The 17,798-nt window shown below is 62.5% G+C and carries 19 protein-coding genes; 6 read left to right on the forward strand and 13 right to left on the reverse strand.

The features are described 5' to 3' along the window. Positions 1 to 2: 2 nt before the first annotated feature. From ACFR9U_RS15285 to ACFR9U_RS15335, 11 genes are all read right to left on the reverse strand, one after another. Positions 3 to 722: a class I SAM-dependent methyltransferase gene (locus ACFR9U_RS15285; RefSeq protein ID WP_247381474.1), complete on the reverse strand. Its 720-nt coding sequence runs from the start codon at positions 720 to 722 to the stop codon at positions 3 to 5. A gap of 277 nt (positions 723 to 999) precedes the next feature. Next, a complete protein-coding gene (locus ACFR9U_RS15290; protein WP_247381473.1) occupies positions 1,000 to 1,407 on the reverse strand; it encodes a PIN domain-containing protein in 408 nt (135 codons plus the stop codon). A 1-nt stretch (position 1,408) separates the two neighbouring features. Next, positions 1,409 to 1,669: an AbrB/MazE/SpoVT family DNA-binding domain-containing protein gene (locus ACFR9U_RS15295; RefSeq protein ID WP_247381472.1), complete on the reverse strand. Its 261-nt coding sequence runs from the start codon at positions 1,667 to 1,669 to the stop codon at positions 1,409 to 1,411. An 86-nt stretch (positions 1,670 to 1,755) separates the two neighbouring features. After that, on the reverse strand, positions 1,756 to 2,583 hold the full coding sequence (locus ACFR9U_RS15300; protein WP_247381471.1) for a DUF6920 family protein: 828 nt from the start codon (positions 2,581 to 2,583) through the stop codon (positions 1,756 to 1,758). A 96-nt stretch (positions 2,584 to 2,679) separates the two neighbouring features. Continuing rightward, positions 2,680 to 3,687, reverse strand: a complete 1,008-nt coding sequence (locus ACFR9U_RS15305; protein WP_247381470.1) for an AIR synthase family protein — start codon at positions 3,685 to 3,687, stop codon at positions 2,680 to 2,682. A gap of 46 nt (positions 3,688 to 3,733) precedes the next feature. Next, positions 3,734 to 4,813, reverse strand: a complete 1,080-nt coding sequence (locus ACFR9U_RS15310; protein ID WP_379814687.1) for an ABC transporter ATP-binding protein — start codon at positions 4,811 to 4,813, stop codon at positions 3,734 to 3,736. Beyond that, positions 4,801 to 6,504: an ABC transporter permease gene (locus ACFR9U_RS15315; RefSeq protein ID WP_247381468.1), complete on the reverse strand. Its 1,704-nt coding sequence runs from the start codon at positions 6,502 to 6,504 to the stop codon at positions 4,801 to 4,803. The genes ACFR9U_RS15310 and ACFR9U_RS15315 overlap by 13 nt, the downstream gene beginning before the upstream one ends. Continuing rightward, positions 6,504 to 7,592: a thiamine ABC transporter substrate-binding protein gene (locus ACFR9U_RS15320; protein WP_247381467.1), complete on the reverse strand. Its 1,089-nt coding sequence runs from the start codon at positions 7,590 to 7,592 to the stop codon at positions 6,504 to 6,506. The genes ACFR9U_RS15315 and ACFR9U_RS15320 overlap by 1 nt, the downstream gene beginning before the upstream one ends. Positions 7,593 to 7,708: 116 nt before the next feature. Next, the gene (locus tag ACFR9U_RS15325) at positions 7,709 to 9,931 is read right to left on the reverse strand and encodes a GGDEF and EAL domain-containing protein (RefSeq protein WP_247381465.1); all 2,223 of its coding nucleotides are present in this window, start codon (positions 9,929 to 9,931) and stop codon (positions 7,709 to 7,711) included. Positions 9,932 to 10,029: 98 nt separating this feature from the next. Next, on the reverse strand, positions 10,030 to 10,464 hold the full coding sequence (locus ACFR9U_RS15330; RefSeq protein ID WP_247381463.1) for a DUF7970 domain-containing protein: 435 nt from the start codon (positions 10,462 to 10,464) through the stop codon (positions 10,030 to 10,032). Continuing rightward, positions 10,461 to 11,342 carry a ParA family protein gene (locus tag ACFR9U_RS15335; protein ID WP_247381461.1) on the reverse strand — a complete coding sequence of 294 codons (882 nt, stop codon included), beginning with the start codon at positions 11,340 to 11,342 and terminating at the stop codon, positions 10,461 to 10,463. Before ACFR9U_RS15335 ends, ACFR9U_RS15330 begins: the two co-directional genes overlap by 4 nt. A 529-nt stretch (positions 11,343 to 11,871) precedes the next feature. Here ACFR9U_RS15335 and ACFR9U_RS15340 point away from each other — a divergent pair. From ACFR9U_RS15340 to ACFR9U_RS15350, 3 genes are all read left to right on the forward strand, one after another. Further along, positions 11,872 to 12,000: a hypothetical protein gene (locus ACFR9U_RS15340; protein ID WP_282594409.1), complete on the forward strand. Its 129-nt coding sequence runs from the start codon at positions 11,872 to 11,874 to the stop codon at positions 11,998 to 12,000. Positions 12,001 to 13,202: 1,202 nt separating this feature from the next. Beyond that, on the forward strand, positions 13,203 to 13,718 hold the full coding sequence (locus ACFR9U_RS15345) for a CBS domain-containing protein (protein WP_247381459.1): 516 nt from the start codon (positions 13,203 to 13,205) through the stop codon (positions 13,716 to 13,718). Between the two features lie 174 nt (positions 13,719 to 13,892). After that, entirely contained in the window at positions 13,893 to 14,138 is a 246-nt protein-coding gene (locus ACFR9U_RS15350) for a PRC-barrel domain containing protein (RefSeq protein ID WP_247381457.1), read from the forward strand. Positions 14,139 to 14,187: 49 nt separating this feature from the next. Here the strand turns inward: ACFR9U_RS15350 and ACFR9U_RS15355 are convergent, their stop codons facing one another. Further along, positions 14,188 to 14,451 (reverse strand): hypothetical protein, encoded by a 264-nt coding sequence (locus ACFR9U_RS15355; RefSeq protein WP_247381455.1) that lies wholly within the window; start codon positions 14,449 to 14,451, stop codon positions 14,188 to 14,190. 87 nt (positions 14,452 to 14,538) lie between these two features. Between ACFR9U_RS15355 and ACFR9U_RS15360 the strand changes: the two genes are divergently transcribed. From ACFR9U_RS15360 to ACFR9U_RS15370, 3 genes are all read left to right on the forward strand, one after another. Further along, a complete protein-coding gene (locus ACFR9U_RS15360) occupies positions 14,539 to 15,294 on the forward strand; it encodes a GNAT family N-acetyltransferase (protein ID WP_247381453.1) in 756 nt (251 codons plus the stop codon). Between the two features lie 223 nt (positions 15,295 to 15,517). After that, a complete protein-coding gene (locus ACFR9U_RS15365) occupies positions 15,518 to 15,838 on the forward strand; it encodes a HalOD1 output domain-containing protein (protein ID WP_247381451.1) in 321 nt (106 codons plus the stop codon). 364 nt (positions 15,839 to 16,202) lie between these two features. After that, complete coding sequence (locus ACFR9U_RS15370; RefSeq protein ID WP_247381450.1) at positions 16,203 to 16,982, forward strand: hypothetical protein; 780 nt, start codon at positions 16,203 to 16,205, stop codon at positions 16,980 to 16,982. Between the two features lie 83 nt (positions 16,983 to 17,065). Here ACFR9U_RS15370 and dps read toward each other — a convergent pair whose 3' ends face one another. Beyond that, a complete protein-coding gene (gene dps / locus ACFR9U_RS15375) occupies positions 17,066 to 17,707 on the reverse strand; it encodes a DNA starvation/stationary phase protection protein Dps (protein WP_379814693.1) in 642 nt (213 codons plus the stop codon). Positions 17,708 to 17,798 lie beyond the last annotated feature (91 nt).

The following is a 17,798-nucleotide window of genomic DNA, read 5'->3' on the forward strand; positions in this document are numbered from 1 at the left end:
ATCTATTCGGTGACGCCGACGATCCATCGCCATCGCTGCTCGAAGGTACCTTCGAGGGAATTGAGGAGGTCGCGGGCTTTTTCGACGCGTTCTTCGGCCGAGAGCTTCGGATAGAGGCGCGCGGCCATCGCCGGGATGGAGTGGAAGAGCCGCAGGTCGTCGGCGGTCGTCGCGAACCGCCAGGTTCCCGTGGTGACGGCGAACTCGCTTTCGAGGGCGGCCTCGACCTCCTCCGCACCGGTCGGCGAGCGCGAGTCTCGTTCGAGGTCGGCGAAGACGTCCGTACCGTCGCCAGTGACCCAGCCGAGCGGTGCGACGGCGCCGACGACACCCCCTGGTTGGAGGAGGCGCGCGGCCTCACGGATTGCAACTGCGGGGTCGGGAACCAGAAAAAGGGAGGCAGTGAACGCGACGCCGTCGAACGACCGATCGGCGAACGGCAGGTGGTCGAAATCGCCCTCGACGCGCGGTGCCGACTCGATCTCGCGCAGCATCTCGCGGCTGATGTCGAGCGCGACCGTCCGCGTGGACTCCTCGGCGAACACGCGCGTACTCACGCCCGTCCCGGCTCCCGCATCGAGGACTGCATCGAGGGAGCCGCCGCGGGAATCCATTTCAGCAGCCAGCAAGCGCGCCAGAGCGGTGAATCGGCCAGTTCGTCGTTCGTAGGCATCGTAGGCATCGACGCTGGCGTCGAAGTTCGCCCGAACGATGTCCTTCATACGCGCTGGCACGGCCAGCCACGGAATAGGTATTCCCGTTGATCTCCGCACGCACCGTCGTATCGTTCGCCAACCATCCGTTTACACGATGACATCGGATTAATTGACGTTTAAATTATATGAATGGGTCGAATCGTGCACGAACCGACCCAGAGTCCGTCGAACCGACGAACGTCTGGGAGTTCATGCAGGCGTCCGACATCGACGACTACGACGAATTCGAGGACGCGCGGTAGCGTTCCAAAGCGCTGTCACGGTTCCAGTAGTGCGCTCGACTTTACCCCCAAACAGTCTCGAAGCCTGCATCACGGATGATTCCGTCGCTCGTGATGATCGCGTCCGTGTTCTCGGCGCGGTGACTGGCGACGATCAACCCGTCGTGGATGCTGAACTCGTCCACGAGTTGTGCGTATTCGATCAAGCCGTCGTCATCCACCGGCGCAACTGAGATCGGGCCGTTCCCAACCAGCGCCTGCCGGGCGTCCTCCGGCGTGCCCGAGAGCGTGATCCCGCGGACGTTTTTGTCCCGGGAGACCGAGTACAGAACTTCGGCGAGGGCAGTACTCGGCGCCTGGACGACTGTTTCCCCAGCTTCGGCTTCGGCGAACACTTGATCGGCTCGCTCCGGGAGCGCGTCGACGAGGTAGACGAGGAGCGAAACCGCGTCGGCCGTGTACGTCGCCACGTCAGTTCTCCTCGTAGTTGCGATCGCGGCGGTCGCGAACCCGCTGGCTGAGTTCGTCCGCGACTTCCTCGCGTTTTTCCGTCGAGATCTCGTCGGGGACGAGCAGGCCGCGGCCACCGGTGCGCGTGCGTTTCTTCACGACGATGCCCTCTTCAGTGTCCATCCAGACGACCTCGTCGCCGGGTTCCAGATCGTACTTCTCGCGGAGTTCCTTCGGGATGGTCGCTTGCCCCTTCTCCGTGACCCGCGTCGACTTGCTCATGTCCGGTAATACTCGTCGTAATACCTTAGGCTTGCGGGGAGCGATATAGCGGCTCGGCGTGAGGGAGGCCCGTCCACGGCCGTCGCCTATCTCGCGGTCTCGGGTCCGACGACGATCTCGTCGATGTTGGCGCGCCAGTACTGGAGGTCGCCGTCCGGGAGATTCCATTCGACGGACGCAGCAGTCGGCACTCGCATTCCGTTCCGCCGTTCGTAGTCACGGAAGTACCCAGTCCACGGCGCGTAGGAATCGTCTTCCTGCCGGTAGCGCTCGGTCGTCACACTCGAAATCTCGTCGTTCTCGTCGAAGTGGAAGACGACGGACGCGCTCGCGCCTTCGTGTTCGAGCGTCGCCATGGCAGACCGCTCGTCGATCCCGTTCCACTCGACGCCGTTCGCGGGCAACAGCGCGGTCGGGTACCAGACCGCTTCGGCGAGGTACCGGACCAGTTCCCCGGCATTCATGTCTGGGCTCGGACCCGCATCGGCGACGGAGACAGCGGAACGGAGTCGCGCGTCCAGCGTCCCGTCTCCGTGACTGTACCTGTCGATCACGCGGACCGGGAGCATCGGCAGCACGTCGATCGTGGCGTCCCAGACGAATCCAGGCGGCGCGGTAGTGACGTGTTGCGTCGCTTCGAGTGACCGCCAGGACGCGTCGGGTCCGCCGAGGCGAAACTCGCCGTGTTGCCGGAGTCGGACCGACCGGACGTGTGACTGCCCGTCGTCGAGGACAGTCTCGAAGTATCGCTGCACGGGCGCCGGCACGTCCTCCCAGTCCGCGTCGGTCACGACCGCGTCGCCGCTGCGCTCGGCGTCCGAAAGCAGCGATTCGACGTAGCGGTCGATCTCTCTCCCGAACTGGCGCTTCTGCTTGGTCGCGTAAGCGATTCCGACGCCAGCGAGAAGTCCCACAGCCGTCAGTCCGACGCGTCGCAGACGGTGCCGTGCGTTCGATGTCAGTGGTGCCCACCTGTGTCGTCGTCCGTCCGGGAGCGACATGAAACCCGCTTACTCGTCGGTGAGCGCCTGGATCGCGGCCCAGGACGGGTCCGTCTCCGGGGCCGTGACCTCGTCGCCGTCGACGTAGACGCCACGCCCCTCACTGACAGTGCCAACGACGGCGGCGGGCGTCCCTCGTGCTTCGAGCGCCGCGACCACGGCGTCGGCGTCAGCAGGATCGACGGTACTCAGGAGCGTCCCGCAACTCGTGACCCGCCAGGGGTCGACGCCGAGCGCGTCGCACACCGGCCGGACGCCGTCTCGGACGGGGACGGCGTCGCTGTCGACGTCGAAGCGGACGCCCGCCCCCGAGGCCATCTCGACCAATCCACCGTGGAGCCCGCCCTCAGTGGCGTCGTGCATCGCGGTCACCCGGCCGGCGTCGTGGGCAGCTGCCGCGTCACGAACGCCCTCGATGTCGTCGACACGCGCCTGGGCCGTCGCGATCGTCTCCGCCGGGAGGGGGAGTTCGTCGGGGTAGAGCGTCGAAACGAGGCCGGCGACCTCGGCACCCGGCCCCGTCGAGACGACGATCGCATCGCCGGGTCGGGCGCCGTCCGGTCTGACCAGGTCGGTCCGATCGCCGACGCCGAACGCCGTCGCCCCGCCGACCCACGACGACTCGACGCCGGCGGCCCGGCTGACGTGATTGGCGACGATTGCGACGCCGAGATCGCTCGCGTGGTCGCTCAGTCCCCGCCAGATCGTCGCGATCTCGTCGTCTGTCATCGACGGGGGAACGGTCAGCGTCAGGGAACAGTGGGTCGGCGCGATTCCCGAGACGGCCACGTCGGTGAGAAAGACGTTCAGCGCGAATCGGGCCGCGCGGTCGAGCCCCAGGTCCGGGAGGATCGAGAGCGGATCGGTCGCGGTCACGAGGAGCTGGTCGCCCACGTCGAGGACGCCGAAGTCGACGCCGTGGCGCGGCCCGAGCGCGACGTCGTCACGGTCGACGCCGAGCCGCGGTGCGATGACGTCGTCGAAAAAGGACCGGTCGACCTTCCCGAGATCACTCATTGGACTTTCCTTCGAGCGCTGTCAAAAAACGCCTCCGAAGCCGCGATCAAAGTCGGTGGACGTCCGCCCTGTCGATGCCGAGTTGCACCGTCGCTCCCGGCTCGGGACGCTGGTCGGTTTTCACGAGGATCGAGCGGTCCTGCCAGTCACAGTGCAGGCGGTACGCGTCGCCGAGGAACTCGACGTTCTCGACGGTCGCCGAGAGCGTCGCGTCGCCAGAACCGAGCGCGATGGCCTCCGGGCGGACCGAGAGCGTCACGGGCTCGTCGGCCTGCACAGCGTCGGCGTCGGGCAGCGGGAACGACTGGCCGTCGACCGCAGCGCTCGGTGGGGTTCCGGGCGTCACGGTCCCATCGAAGAGGTTGTTGTCGCCGACGAACTCCGCGACGAACCGCGAGGCCGGCTCCCGGTAGATCCGCTCGGGCGGCGCGACCTGTTCGAGTCGACCGTCGTTCATCACCGCGACGCGGTCGGAGATCGCGAGCGCCTCTGCCTGGTCGTGGGTGACGTAGACGGTGGTGATGCCCAGGTCCTGCTGGATGTCGCGAATCGTCACGCGCAGGCGCTCGCGAAGCCGCGCGTCCAGCGCGGAGAGTGGTTCGTCCAGCAGGAGGACTTCGGGGCCAGGCGCCAGCGCCCGCGCCAGCGCGATCCGCTGCTGTTGCCCCCCGGAGAGTTCGGTCGGATCGCGGTCGCCCATGCCCGCCATGTCGACCAGCTCGAGCAGTTCGTCGACGCGTTCGGCCGTCGAGTGCCCGCCTGGCGGGTCGCGGAACCGCAGTCCGTACCCGACGTTCTCCCGGACGCTCATGTTCGGGAACAGCGCGTAGTTCTGGAAGACGATGCCCACCTCGCGGTCTTCGGGCGGGACGCCCGCGACGGACCGGCCGCCGATGCGGATCGTTCCCGCCGCCGGCGTCTCGAACCCGCCGATGCTCCGCAGGGTCGTCGTCTTCCCGCAGCCGGAGGGACCGACGAACGTGAAGAACTCGCCCTCGGCGACCGAGAGCGACACGTCGTCGATCGCCGTCACGCCGTCGAACTCTACTGTGAGCCCGTCGAGTTCGACGCCCGGCTCGGCGGACGCGTCGCGTCCAGCGCGATCTGTGCCGGTCACAGTTCCCACCGACCGCCGAGGCGGTCGATCACGACGAAGCTGGCCGCTGTAATGGCGAGCAGGACTGTCCCCATCGCGGTCGCGGGGCCGAGGCTCGGCCCGAGTGAGCGGTTGGCGATGTATCGTTCCAGTGCCACGGGCATGGTGTAACTGTCGACGTTGCTCGCCAGCAGCACCGTCGAGTCGAACTCGCCGACGCTGATTGCGAAGGCGAAGGCCGCCCCGGCGGTCAGCGCTGCACCGACGAGCGGGAGTTCGACGTCCAGCAGCGCCCGAACGCGCGTCGCGCCGAGGGACCGGGCCGCGTCGACGAGTCGAGCGTCCAGACTCCCGAGCGCGGGCGTCACGTTCCGGGTGACGAACGGATACGCCGCCACCGCGTGCGCGAGGACGATCGCGACCGGACCGAGCACGGTGATCCGATAGCCGAACAGGACCGTACCGAACACGAGCGTCTGCAGAAGTCCCAGGCCGACGACGACGCCGCTGACGGCGATCGGTGCCGTCAGGATCGCTTCGGCTGCGCGACTTCCGACCACGTCGCGAGTGGCGACGACGGACACGACGATGCCCATCGGGACGGCCACCAGGAGGGTCCCGACGCCGAACAAAAGCGAGTTAGTGATCGCCGGCAGCGGCCTGGTCGTGCCCGACGCCGCGGCCGTCTGCCGAGACACCAGGAACTCGTAGTACGCCGTGGTGAAACTCCCGTTCGGTCCGGTCAGGCTCTCGACGAGCAGGCTGAGGAGCGGTCCGACGAACACCACGAGTGCGAGCGCACCGTAGGCAAGCAGGGCGACCCGGCGTGGGTCCGCGAGTGTTTCTCGGCCGACCAGTAGTTGACGTCTGCCGAGCGGCCGCCCGCCGCTCGTCCCGGCCGCCTGTCTGGCCTCGTATCGGAGATAGACGTACATCAGCAGGAGCGAAAATACCGTCTCGATGGTGGCCAGCGTCGCCGCCTCGGCGAGTGCGAGGTCCTGAACGCGCGCGAAGATCCACACCTCGACGGTCGCCAGCCGAAGGCCTCCGAGCGCGAGGACGATCGGGAACGACATGAACGTGAACACGAAGGTGAGCAAGGCGGCGGTCAGGAGCGACGGCAACAACTGCGGGAGGACGACGTCCCGAAATGCCCGCGCCGGCGAAGCACCCATCGCTCTGGCCGTCTCGACGCGACGGACGTCCACCGACTCCCAGGCGGCCGTGACCAGCCGCGTCACCAGCGGCGCGTTGTAGAACGCGTGGGCGAGCACGATGATCTCCAGCGAGAACAGGAGGTTCACCGATCCGAGTCCGAGCGCTCCGAGCACGTCGTTGAGGAAGCCGTGCTGGCCGAACATGGCGAGAAAGCCCACGGCGACCATGATCGACGGGAGGACGAACGGCAGCATCGTCAGGGAGCGCAGCGTTCGCCGCCCGGTGAACTCGTATCTGGCCAGCAGATACGCGCCCGGCAACCCCAGGGCGACGCTCGCGACAGTCGAGAGCAGCGCCTGATAGGCCGTGAAGCCGAACAGGTCGTGATAGAACGGGTCGGTCAGCACGTCGACCAGCGGGGCGAGCGTCGGACGGCCGTCGCTCCAGATCGCCTCGACGAAGACGCTGCCCACCGGATAGTAGAACACGATCGACAGCACCGCGACTGTCAGGACGAGTCCCAGTGGGATGGCGAGCCGTTCCGCCCACCGCCGCCAGGTCATCAGTTGCTCGCGACCAGCCGCGCCCAGTCGTCGATCCAGGCATCGACGTTGCCAGCGAGTTCGTCGTACCCGAAGGTCACGGGGTTCGGCGGCTCCAGCGCGTACTCCGAGAACTCCTCGCTGGGCGTGACGCCCTCGACGGCCGGGAACTGGACGTTCCGGACCGCGATTTCGGCCTGCGCTCGCTCGGAAAGCACGAAGTCCATGAACAGCCGGCCGAGCCGCGGGTTCTGCGCGTCGTCGAAGACGGCCATCGCCTCCGGGTTCGCGTAGCCCTGGTCGTTGAGGAACCCGACCTGATGTTTCGACATGTCGACGTCGGGGCCGTGGTAGTACACCTGGTCAGTCGAGTAGGAGACGACCATCGGCGCTTCCCCGTTGGTGTACGCCTGGTAGGCGGGTTCCCAGTCGGAGAGGACGCGCACGCCGTTGTCCAGCAGGTTCGACCAGTAGTCGAGATAGCCGCCCGGGCCTTTCTCGTGGATCGACCAGAGGAGGAAGGCTCGTCCGGGGTCAGACTGCTGGGCGTTCTGGGTGATGAGGTCGCTCTGGTATCGCGGCTCCAGCAAGGCGTCGAACGAACCGGGGTTCCGGACCGCGTCCTCGTCGTAGACGAGCGAGATGTACCCGGTGTCGTAGGGAAGCGCTCGGCCGTCGGGATCGATCTGCAAGCTATCTTTCACGGAGTCGCTGCGCTCCAGGTCGTCTTCGACGACTCGGAAGAGTTGGTCGTCGAGCTGCTCGTCGGCGCGCACGAGTTCGCCGGTGTTCAGGCCGACGTACACGTCCGCACCGAGAGGGGCGCCCTGCTTTTTGCGCTGGATGAACTGGTTGAACCCGTTTTCGGGGGTCGTGAACTCCACCGTCACCTTCGGATACTCGGTTTCGAAGGTGGATTTCAGCCACGTCCCCGCGGCATCCCCCCCGGTGAACGAGGAGTACGTCGCGACGGTGAGCGTCCCGCTCGGCGGTCCGGTCGGGGTGCCAGTCGTCGTCCCCTGCTCGACGGGGGCTGCAGTACAGCCCGCGAGAATCGTCGCCGACGCGACGCCGGCGCCAGCCCGCTGCAAAAATTGTCGCCGTTTCATTACCGGGTTGTTACACCGAGTTAATAAACGCCTTCCGAAACCGAACAGCGCTGGACGCGGCGCTCCAGGGTCGCAATACTCAGCACGGTCGCTGGCAAAAATCAGTCGACGCGGGTTCAGTTCGTCGAGGACGACAGGTCCTGGAAGATGCCGAGGTAGCCGACGAGTCCGTCGTTCCCGTCGATGCGCGTCGACGAGAGGCGCACCTTCCGGAGTTCGCCGGATTTGGTCTGGCGCTTCGTCTTGACGGTCTGGATGGTTTCGCCGCTGTTGAGTTGGCCGATGACCGGTTCGAACTTCGAGGGCTTGTTCTCGGGGAGGAACGGCACGGGCTTGCCGAGCACTTCGTCTTTCTTCCAGCCGAAGAGCCGTTCCGCGCCCTGGTTCCACAGAACGACCTCGCCCGCCGAGTCCACGATAACGATGGCGTTCGGCGAGGCTTTGATGACCGCTTCGAGGGTATTCGTCGTCTCCGAGAGGCCCTGCTGGACGTGTTTCCGGTCGTCGATGTCGATGTGGAGGCCGAGCGCGCGCGTTGCGTTCCCGTGTTCGTCCCGGTCGATGACTTTCCCGACGGTACGGACCCACTGCCAGTCGCCCTCCTCGGTTCGCATCCGGACTTCCTGGTCGTAGCGCTCGGTCTCGCCGTCGAGGTGGGCCTCCAGTGCCTTCCGGGCCTCGGCCACGTCGTCGGGGTGGATCACGTCCTCCCAGATGTCGAAGTCGAACTCCGGGACCTCGCTCGCCAGTCCGACCATGTTGGTCCACTGGTCGTTGAAGACGATCTCCTCGGCGTCCCGGTCCCAGTCCCAGGTGCTGATGTTCGCGCCTTCGACGGCGAGGTCGAACCGCTGTTGGGTCTGGCGCAGCGTCTCCGTGCGTTCGGTCTGCTCGGTCACGTCGCGCGTGGCGAAGACGAGGCCCTCGATGGGCGAATCGTCCAGTCGGTTCACTGCCGTCGACTCGACCCAGGCCCACGAGCCGTCGGCCTGTTTGAACCGGTACTGTTGGGTGACCGTCTCGGCGGGGTTCCCGAGCAACCGCCCGATCTCGGTTTCCAGTTCGTCTCGGTCGTCGGGGTGGACGTGATCGAGGAGGTTCGTGCCGACCAGGTCGGCCGGATCGTGCCCAGCGATCTGTGCGACCGCGGGACTCGCGTACTCGACTGTCTTCTCGGCGTCGATCGTCGCGACGAACTCGGAAGCGATGTCCACGAACGTCCGATAGCGTGCGAGATCCTGTTCGTGCGCTCGCTGCTCCGTGACGTCACGCGCGGAGCCGACCAGTTGGACGACCTCGTCGTCGACGATCACGGGTGCGATCCGGGTTTGCCAGTACGATCCGTCCGTCGGAACCGGAAGTTCGACCTCGTAGTCGACGGGTTCGCGCTGCGCGACGCAGTCGCGGTAGTACGAACAGAGTCGCTCGCCCGCGTCGTCTCCGAACACGTCCTGCGGCGTCTCGCCGCGGATCTCGTCGGCGGCCAGCCCGGTCTGGTCCTCGAACGCTGGATTCAGTCGATCGAACTCGAATCGTTCGGCGTTCTCGCCCACGTCGATGTAGAAGATCGCCTCCTGTGCGTTCTGGAACATCGCGTCCGCGCGGGCGAGTCCCTGCGTGTGCCCCGACTGCTCGGAGCTGTCCTCGAAGAGCGTCACGAAGTAGTCGTCGCCACCGATCTCTTCGCGGCTCGCAGTGACAGTTCCCTCGATTGTGTCGCCGCTGACGGTCTCGAACTCGACCGGCCGGTCTTCGACGTGTCCCGTCGCCTGGAGCGACTCGACGAGCGCGTCACGTTCCCCCGGGTTCGCATAGAAGTCGCTCGGGGCGCGATTCATGAGTGCGTCCGTCGACGCCGCCTCGAACAACTCGACGAGCCCCTCCGTCACGTGGGTGAACTCGTCGTCGTCACCGGTGGTCGCCCGCTCGATGGCGACTGGGAGGTGGCCGAGGATTCGCTCGTACCGGTCGACCTCCTGTTCGCGCTCTTTGCGCTCGGTAATGTCCGTGAAGAAGAGAGAAACGCCGTCGTCGTCGGGATAGACGCGGACCTCGAACCAGCGGTCGACGTCGTCGTCGTAGCGTTCGCACGTTTCGCGCTGGTTCGTCTCCATCGTCGCCTCGATCTTTCGTTGCGCCTCGGTGCCGACCATGTCGGGAAAGACGGTCCAGACGTGGCGCCCGACGACGTCGTCGCGATCCTTGTCGAGTAGCTGTTCGGCCTGCTCGTTACAGGAGAGACACTGGAAGTCAGAGTCGAGAACGACGACCGCGTCGGAGATCCGCTCTAGCATCTCACCCCGGGTGAGGACGTCATCAGGGTTCCCAGATCCGCTCATGTTAGTTTGATTGTATAGGGGGGTAGATAAATTGCTTTGCGTCATTCGACACGTCGAACACGAGCAAGCGGATGGGCAACGAGCGACGTCGGTACCGATTACATGTCGTAGCCCCAGCGACGAAGCACGTCGGCTGCTTCCTCCAAGTTCGCCATTCCCGCGAGGTAGATCGCTTCCCGTGCGTCGGTCCGGGAGAGATCCACGTCCAGCATCGCTTCGAGGTCACGCTCGGCCTCGACGGCCCGTTCGTGTGTGTCGGCCTGGACGAACAGCTGGTGGACTTCCGGCCGCTCGTCTTTGACCTTCTCGCGACGGAGGATGAACGGGAGTTCGTCGCGGCTGAGCCCGGTGACACTACTGTCCTGCTCGTCTGTAGTCGACTCGGTCGTTGGCTCGGGAGTCGCCGTCGAGTCCGGCGGTTCGGTGTCCGTTTCTGCGGGCTCCGCTTCGTCCTCGTCAATGGACTCCGCCGATTCCGCGTCGGACTGCGTCGGTTCGTCGTCGGCGAACGGATCGGAGGCGCCCGATTTCATGCGATCACCTCGCGTTCCGCCTCGGCGACGTCCTCGGGCGTCAGCTCGACGTCGAACTGACTGGAGATGAACCGAGCGAGCGTATCGAACGCCTCGAGCGTCTCGCGTTCGCGATCGGCGCGGTCGTTCTCAGCGACGAACTCGTACGCGGTCGTCTGTGCGTCCCACGCCCCGTTCAGCATCGCCTCTCGAACCGGAATCTGCACCGGCGAGACGGGATAGGACACCGTCTCCAGGGCTTCCTCGTACTTCGCACGGACGCGCGTTCGGCGGACCTTGTTCGGGACGACGGCAACCACGCCGACTTCCGCGTCGACTTCGGCTTCGAGATTCGAGACCGTGTCTTCGAGGCCACGGAGCGACTGTTCGCCTTTCGGCGACAGTTCGAGCGGGATGACGACGTTCGAGGTCGCCGAAACGGCGTTGTAGACGTGCTGGCCACCCGTCGCCGGCGGGTCGATGACGAGCACGTCGTACTCGTCGGTGACCCCGGCGTCCTGCAGGACGCGGCGCAGCTGGAGTTCCTTGACGAAGCGGCCGCCCATGTCCTGTTCCATCTCCTGGGCGCGCTGGAGGTTCGTCTCCAGACTGTCCAGCATGTTGTGGCTCGGGACGACGTGGATGCCGTGGCTCGTTTCTCGGACGAGGTCCTCGAAATCGCCCTTCGGTCGATCGATGAGGTGGCGCACGATGTTATCGACGTCGGGGTCGGACCGCTCGTCGTCGACGCCGAGATGGTGGCTCGCACCGCCGTTCTGGGGATCGAGGTCGATCAAGAGCGTCTGTTGCCCGTGGCGCTGATGGGCCGCCGCGAGGTTGACGGCCAGCGCCGTCTTCCCGACACCGCCCGCCTCGCTCCACAACGCGTACGATATCATTCAGTTCGAACTAATACAAACACCACACATAAATTCTCGTCAGACATTCTGACCAATGTTGTTAATAATACTGACTGAAACTACTGAGCAGTAATACTGACCAGTGTTATTGACCAATATTACTGTAGAGACAGACTTGCTGCTAGTACTGTATGGTAACACATTCTCGCAATACTACCTAGCCACATCTACTAGTAATAATTCAACACCAACATGACCGGTTATACTGATACGGAATACTATTCATTAAATTTGGACGATACAACTATGCGATAACTCTCACGGTCAACACTGATCAGCTAGAAGGTGTAGGTGGCCTGATCAGTATATCCGGAAAACGATATTGGCCGATGGCCCGACACAGTAGAGCCCCAATGTCACTAGTCACTGTCAACCGTAACTGCATGCGATGTGGTTACGCACGAGCGTAGCCCTGACACATCGGAGAGGACCAGAGCCACCGTGTATCGTACGCGCGGCCACCCTTTCTGAAACAGAACTGTTACGTCTCGACCGACCAAGATTCTGTATGAGCAGGCACGATGAACCCACTGAAGGCACTGATGAGCGAAGCATCCATTTCTACATCATCGTCGGAATGGTGCTCGTGTTCATCCTCGCAATAATCGTCGGCATGAGCTTCGAGGTACTGGCCTGAGCTCGATCTACACGTCGGTCCAACAGTGCCGCGTCACAGCCGAAAGTGCAGATTCGTTCCTCCTCGAATGAGGGTCCGAATCGGTTTTCGTGAAACTCGCAAACTAACTCTGAAGGTGAATCTGAGAGTGCGAATATCAGTGATCTCGGGATATAGGTAATTTATCCAACCATTTTTGGTTCGTCGTTGTCCAGTCCAGACAACCACACAACACCCCGATGGTAGGATATTATGACCATTGGCCATAAACTAAATATCGCTATACAGAGTGAACCAGGAGAATAAGGGTAATCAAACAGTAAGACCGTGTGGCCCTCCTATCCGTGAACAGGCGGGTCGAGAGTAAGCACCAGGGGTTGAAGAAACAGCACTACGGCTAAACAAACCCGGATAAAACAGCGAACGGAGGACCGTTACTGGATATCTGCCGAGCGAAGTCGTGAACTTCGCGGACCGGACGCTTCGAGTTCGGCTTCGAGAGCGGCAATGCGGCCCTCTAGCTGACGTTCCATCCTGTTGAGACGCGCGTCGAAGCTTTCCACTACGGACGCGTTACACGACGATTTGCCGTGGACCGCCTCACAGAACCGGGTGTGTACAGGTAATTTCAGATGAGATACCTGGTGTTGACAACCTGGGCAGGTGGGCATCTTGAGTGAGATACTCCCTGTGATAGCATGAGGGTTGACCCAAAAGACATAGGTTCATAACGAAAAAGCGGGGTAATCATCACGCCGTCGGTGACTGACGTTCCTGTCGTGTGATGGACGGGCATCAGGTTTTATCAGCAGGTTCGTGGTACCATTAGGCGGTTGGTCGAGCGCGTCACGCGCCGGCCGACGGGTATAATGAACTACCAGGGAGATAACCCAAACGCGCCCCGGGAGCGACAGCCCAGCGGAACCGGTTCACAGCAATCACGAGGTATTCAGTCACAGCCACAGCAACGACAGCAACCAACACAGGTGCCACAGCAGCCACCGTCACAACAGCAACAACAGTGGCAACAACCACAGGGACAGACTGGACCACCACAGACCCAGCCACAACAGCAGGGACAACCTCAACAGCCCCAGTCACAGCAAGGCCAACCCGGTGGTATGCAGCAGACAATAACGACACCACAGGGACCGACTGGCCAACAGCCACAGCCGAATCAGCAGCCCCCGACTGGACAGCCGTCGCCAGGTGTCCCACAAGGGATGACGACGCCCCAACCCCAGGCGATGCAGCAGGGAACCCAACCCCAGCAGCAGCAACCTCAGGTCGGGATGGCACGCCAGACCTTCGAGCCAGCGAAAGTCGAGGACCTCATCGTCACCGACGTCGTGACAGCACAGCGTGATACGCCCATTCGGACGGTGGTGAGCAGCATGGCCGAGAACAACGTCGGCTCCGTCGTCATTCTGGACGACGACGGCAAGACGCCGATCGACCTGGTCACCGACCGAAAGATAGCCCTCTCGCTGGAAGGGCGCCCCGCGATCGCCGAAAAGAACGTCGAGGAGTTGCTCACCGGCGACCTCATCACCGGATCGACGGAGATGACAGTCTTCGACGCTCTCGAACAGCTCAAAGACGCGAAGATCCGTCGACTACCGATCGTCGACGAAGATGGGACACTGCAGGGGATCGTCACTCTTGACGATCTGCTCGTATTCCTCGGCAACCAGCAGGCGGACGCACTAGAAGTCATCAGCGCCCAGAGTCGGCGATAACCGCGCTGGCGCCGAGGCGTTCGGTTCCCTATTTCTTCTTACAGCAGTACTGGCGTAAAGCAGAGCGCGACTGTCTCCAGATCAGGGACGTTCCTGTCACCAGTCTATTGGGAGCGCGCCTCTTGCACCTGCAGGCAACAAGTATTGGACCGGTGGCGTGAGAGTCACTACAGCATGGCTACCGAGATTACCCAAGAAGACGAAGGGAAGCCAGTCGTCCGCGAAAACGACACACTGGGCCGCATCGTCAACGTCGAGCACGGCACCGCCTACGTCGACCCAGACCCGAGCGTCACGGATACCATCATGTCGAAACTCGGCTGGAGCGACGAAACAAAACGCGACGAAACGCATCCACTCGCCGACAATTCAGTGGTCGAAGTGACGAGTGACGAAGTACGTGTAGAGAGCGATCTCTGAGAGTGTCTCGGCAAAAGGAGAGACGGCACCGACCGGCTATCGTAAACTCTCAGGACCCCCAGACCAGGTCAAGCGAGAGAACAGCTGTACACGCGGGATCTTGCAGCTGCTCGTCGTCCCCTTCGACTTCTGTGACGTCCGCGTCGAGATAGCCAGTACATCGACCTTCCTCGATGACCTGGATCAGTGAGACCGGCGAGCCACACTCCGGACAGTCGAGAAAGTACCCGTTCTCACGTTCGTGCAGTGCGTCTGGTTCGAGTTCCATCCGCGCCCCGTCTGACGAGTCGTGTTCAGGAGAATCGTCGGACATAGCCTTTCAACACAGTCAACGCGGACGTCGATAAAGGTACGCAGTACTGGCGTCGGGACTTTAGGGCGTGTGCGTCGAACTGGTGATATGGAGGTTCAAAGCGCGGCAAGCACGGACGCCGAAGAGATCGCGACCGTCGCGAGAGCGTCGCTCAGTGAATCGTACGGACACTTCATCGACGAGGACGCCATCGTCGACATCGTGGAAGAGTGGTATTCGGCGCCCCAGTTGAGTTCCCTTCTCGACGACGAGAACGAGGTCTTTCTACTCGCTTACGAGGACGACGACCTCGTCGGGTTCGTGCAAGGAGCGCTCCTGCAAGAAGATCCACCAGCAGGTGAGTTAGACTGGCTCCACGTGTCGCCACACTTCCGCGGGGAGCACACCGGCACGCAACTGCTCGGCCAGTTCCAGGATCGGATCGAAGATCAAGGCGCAGAGGTACTCCGCGGCAAGGTCCTCGCCCAGAACGAGGACGGAGGGGCGTTTTACGAAGAGCACGGGTTCGACCACGTGGCCACCCGCGAGGTTACAATCGGGGAGACCAACTACGATGAGCAGATTTACGAGAAACCACTCGGCGGATATCCGGCGGAGGAAGTCGTCGAAACGATCACTGAGCCGAACGACCGAGAACTGTTCGTGAGTTTTAGCGACGCTGAACGTGGTGCGAAAGGACCATTCTACACAGTGTTCAGTAGCGAAGCACTGGAAGAACGGTACGGGTTCTACTGTGGGAACTGCGAGTCGGTGGACACCGCGATGGACGCGATGGGCCGTATCGAATGCAACAACTGTGGGAACAAACGGAAAGCAACCAGATGGGACGCATCGTATCTGTAATCATTCGTCAGAAATCGGGAGTGGAAAACTGTGACTACTACTCAGTAACCACACTCTACTCGCCGAGGTAGAGCGGAACAGCGGATGAAACAGGCTTCTCGAGCGAGGCTAGTCCATATCCTGTCAGATTTCGTAACAGCAGAAAACCTTTTGGTAACCGTACTATAACGGAAGCACGTCACAAATGATGAACCGTAACGTATCAAATACAGAACTCAATACAGTGCCACAACAGGCCCCTCCGAAACAGCAGCAGCCGTACGTGGTCCACCACGAGTTCGGCGGGACGGCGGAGTTGACGACGACGCTCGCACACGCAATCTCTGACGTCACCGGGATCGACGTGACCGACACCGGGTTCACGCTCAACGACTACGTGGATCCGGACGCCATGGACAAACTGTTCAAGCCCAAACCCGACGGGACGCCGCGGACCAACGGCTCGCTCAATCTGACGATCCTGGGTTGCCAGGTCGCCATCCACAGCAACGGGCAAATCGTTATCTCTCCCCCTCAACAATCAGTTACTCAGTATCAAGGCTAAATGCGGATCGGCTGTCTCTGCGAGTCAGCACGCGGCTTGCTTGTCTGATTTCTTCTCGTAAAATCGTGTGCTCGGCTCCCGAATACGCACCCAGCGAGAAGTAACGCGAGCCACACTGAACGCGGAAATATTGACAGAAGGGGCTTACTTGAACGTCGCCGCCCAGTGTCCAAGCCTATCCCGATAAACGATATCGACTGTTTATATCCTGGCCAGAGGACGAAACGCTTGGTAGTGCAGTCGACCGAGACCGGGAACGAGTAGTGTCCTTTCACACTACTGGAACAGTTCACGAAATCTACACTGGTAGCGTGTCGTGGAAGCAGTTGCCGCACACGCTCTCCGAACTCGAAACTATCCAACAATGAGTCAGTCTACAGACCTCGAACAGCGGAACACAGGCCAACAATCGATGATGGCGAACGGGCAGCGGGCCTTACAGCAGGCCTTTCAGATCCCGCTCGAACAGAGCCTGCAGGTTCAGCGCAACGCAGCACAACTCTTCGTCAACGGTCTCGAAGCCCAGAGCCGCGCCCAGCGCCAGGGGATCGAGCTCACCAAGGACACCGTCGACAGTTACCTGCAGACCCTCGATTCCGTCGTCAAGAACACGGAACAGATGGCCGAAACCGAGATGGAAGTCGCCCAATCCCAGGGCCGAGAGATGCAACAGCAGTTCCAACAGACTGGGCAACAGATGCGGGAGGAGTTCCAGCAGATGGGCCAGGATTTAGGTGCTCAGACCGGCCAGGCGGCCGGCGGAATGCAACAGCAGCCATCGCAGCAATATCAGCAGCAGCCCCAGGCAGCATCCATCCAACCGCCGGCGCAACCCCAGCAGACGCACCAGCCACAGGGCCAACAGTTCCAGCAGCAACCACAGCCACAGAGCGGAATCCAACAGCAGCCACCACAACAGCCACAGTCCCAGCAGGTGCAGCAGCCCCCACAACAGGTTCAGCAGCCACGACCACAGCAGATTCAACAGCCACCACAGCAGGCCCAGCAACCCCCACAATTAGCTATCGAGCCCTATCAGGAGGGCGAACCGACGCAGGCACAGACGGCTGAGGCCAGTTCACAGCAGAAGGCGGATTCACAGCGCCAAGTGCCAGTTACCCCTGGACAGCAGGAATCGTCGTAAATACCGCCCGAAGTCACCGAAAAAACGGGTCACCGGAGGATTCGACTCCGGTCATTTTTCTTTTCTCGCGCCAGCGAGCTGGACTATCGCTGAGAAGTCTGTGTCGTCTGCGATCGCCCCTGCACGGGTTCGTTCTGCACCGTCGGTCCCTGGAGGTGTGCCTCGAGGAACCATCGCTTTTCACCGACCTCACGGGAGATTTCGTTGAGCAGGTCCGCCGTATCCACGTCGCCGGACTGGGTCGCCGCCTGAATGTCCTGACTGAGATTCGCGTCGTGCATCGCGATCCGATCCGCAAGCATTTCGATGAACTCGACGCCCGTCACTGCCGACGTCGAGAGCGGTGGGATGTTAGACGTCGAGGCAGCCGTGTACGTGCTGCCGATGGCCTGACCACCGAGCGACGTGATTCGCTCTGCGATCTCGTCGATGTGATCCTCGAACTCCTCCGCGATCTCGTCGAACAGTTCGTGGAGCGGGAAAAAGTGCAGTCCCTTCACGTTCCAGTGAGCGTACTTCGCCTGCGACTGGAGGACGATCGAGTCAGCGAGACACCGATTCAATCGCTGGATACTCGCCGTTCTGACGTTCTGTGACAGATAGCTCCTCGTCGGAAACTGTTGCGCTGCAGGCTGTCCGCCTTGCGCTGTTGTCTGCTGCTGTGTCGCTCCCGTCTGTCGTGGCTGTTGCTGCTGAGACTGGTTCTGGTTGTACATCTGGCTCATGGATTGTGAGTCCGGTCACAAGGTCCACGACCACCCTCAAGAATGTTCGCTAGCCCTCCGTGAAGCGACACGAATTGGCATCCAGACGAAG

It is taken from the genome of Halorientalis brevis, from assembly GCF_042678165.1.
GTDB lineage: Archaea > Halobacteriota > Halobacteria > Halobacteriales > Haloarculaceae > Halorientalis > Halorientalis brevis.

Coding starts and splice junctions, on each gene's coding strand:
- ACFR9U_RS15295 (WP_247381472.1), bottom strand. CDS start 1,669: ATGAGCAAGTCGACGCGGGTCACGGAGAAGGGGCAAGCGACCATCCCG.
- ACFR9U_RS15355 (WP_247381455.1), bottom strand. CDS start 14,451: ATGTCCGACGATTCTCCTGAACACGACTCGTCAGACGGGGCGCGGATG.
- ACFR9U_RS15350 (WP_247381457.1), top strand. CDS start 13,893: ATGGCTACCGAGATTACCCAAGAAGACGAAGGGAAGCCAGTCGTCCGC.
- ACFR9U_RS15330 (WP_247381463.1), bottom strand. CDS start 10,464: ATGAAATCGGGCGCCTCCGATCCGTTCGCCGACGACGAACCGACGCAG.
- ACFR9U_RS15315 (WP_247381468.1), bottom strand. CDS start 6,504: ATGACCTGGCGGCGGTGGGCGGAACGGCTCGCCATCCCACTGGGACTC.
- ACFR9U_RS15320 (WP_247381467.1), bottom strand. CDS start 7,592: ATGAAACGGCGACAATTTTTGCAGCGGGCTGGCGCCGGCGTCGCGTCG.
- ACFR9U_RS15285 (WP_247381474.1), bottom strand. CDS start 722: ATGAAGGACATCGTTCGGGCGAACTTCGACGCCAGCGTCGATGCCTAC.
- ACFR9U_RS15335 (WP_247381461.1), bottom strand. CDS start 11,342: ATGATATCGTACGCGTTGTGGAGCGAGGCGGGCGGTGTCGGGAAGACG.
- ACFR9U_RS15325 (WP_247381465.1), bottom strand. CDS start 9,931: ATGAGCGGATCTGGGAACCCTGATGACGTCCTCACCCGGGGTGAGATG.
- ACFR9U_RS15370 (WP_247381450.1), top strand. CDS start 16,203: ATGAGTCAGTCTACAGACCTCGAACAGCGGAACACAGGCCAACAATCG.
- ACFR9U_RS15305 (WP_247381470.1), bottom strand. CDS start 3,687: ATGAGTGATCTCGGGAAGGTCGACCGGTCCTTTTTCGACGACGTCATC.
- ACFR9U_RS15340 (WP_282594409.1), top strand. CDS start 11,872: ATGAGCAGGCACGATGAACCCACTGAAGGCACTGATGAGCGAAGCATC.
- ACFR9U_RS15345 (WP_247381459.1), top strand. CDS start 13,203: ATGACGACGCCCCAACCCCAGGCGATGCAGCAGGGAACCCAACCCCAG.
- ACFR9U_RS15360 (WP_247381453.1), top strand. CDS start 14,539: ATGGAGGTTCAAAGCGCGGCAAGCACGGACGCCGAAGAGATCGCGACC.
- dps (WP_379814693.1), bottom strand. CDS start 17,707: ATGAGCCAGATGTACAACCAGAACCAGTCTCAGCAGCAACAGCCACGA.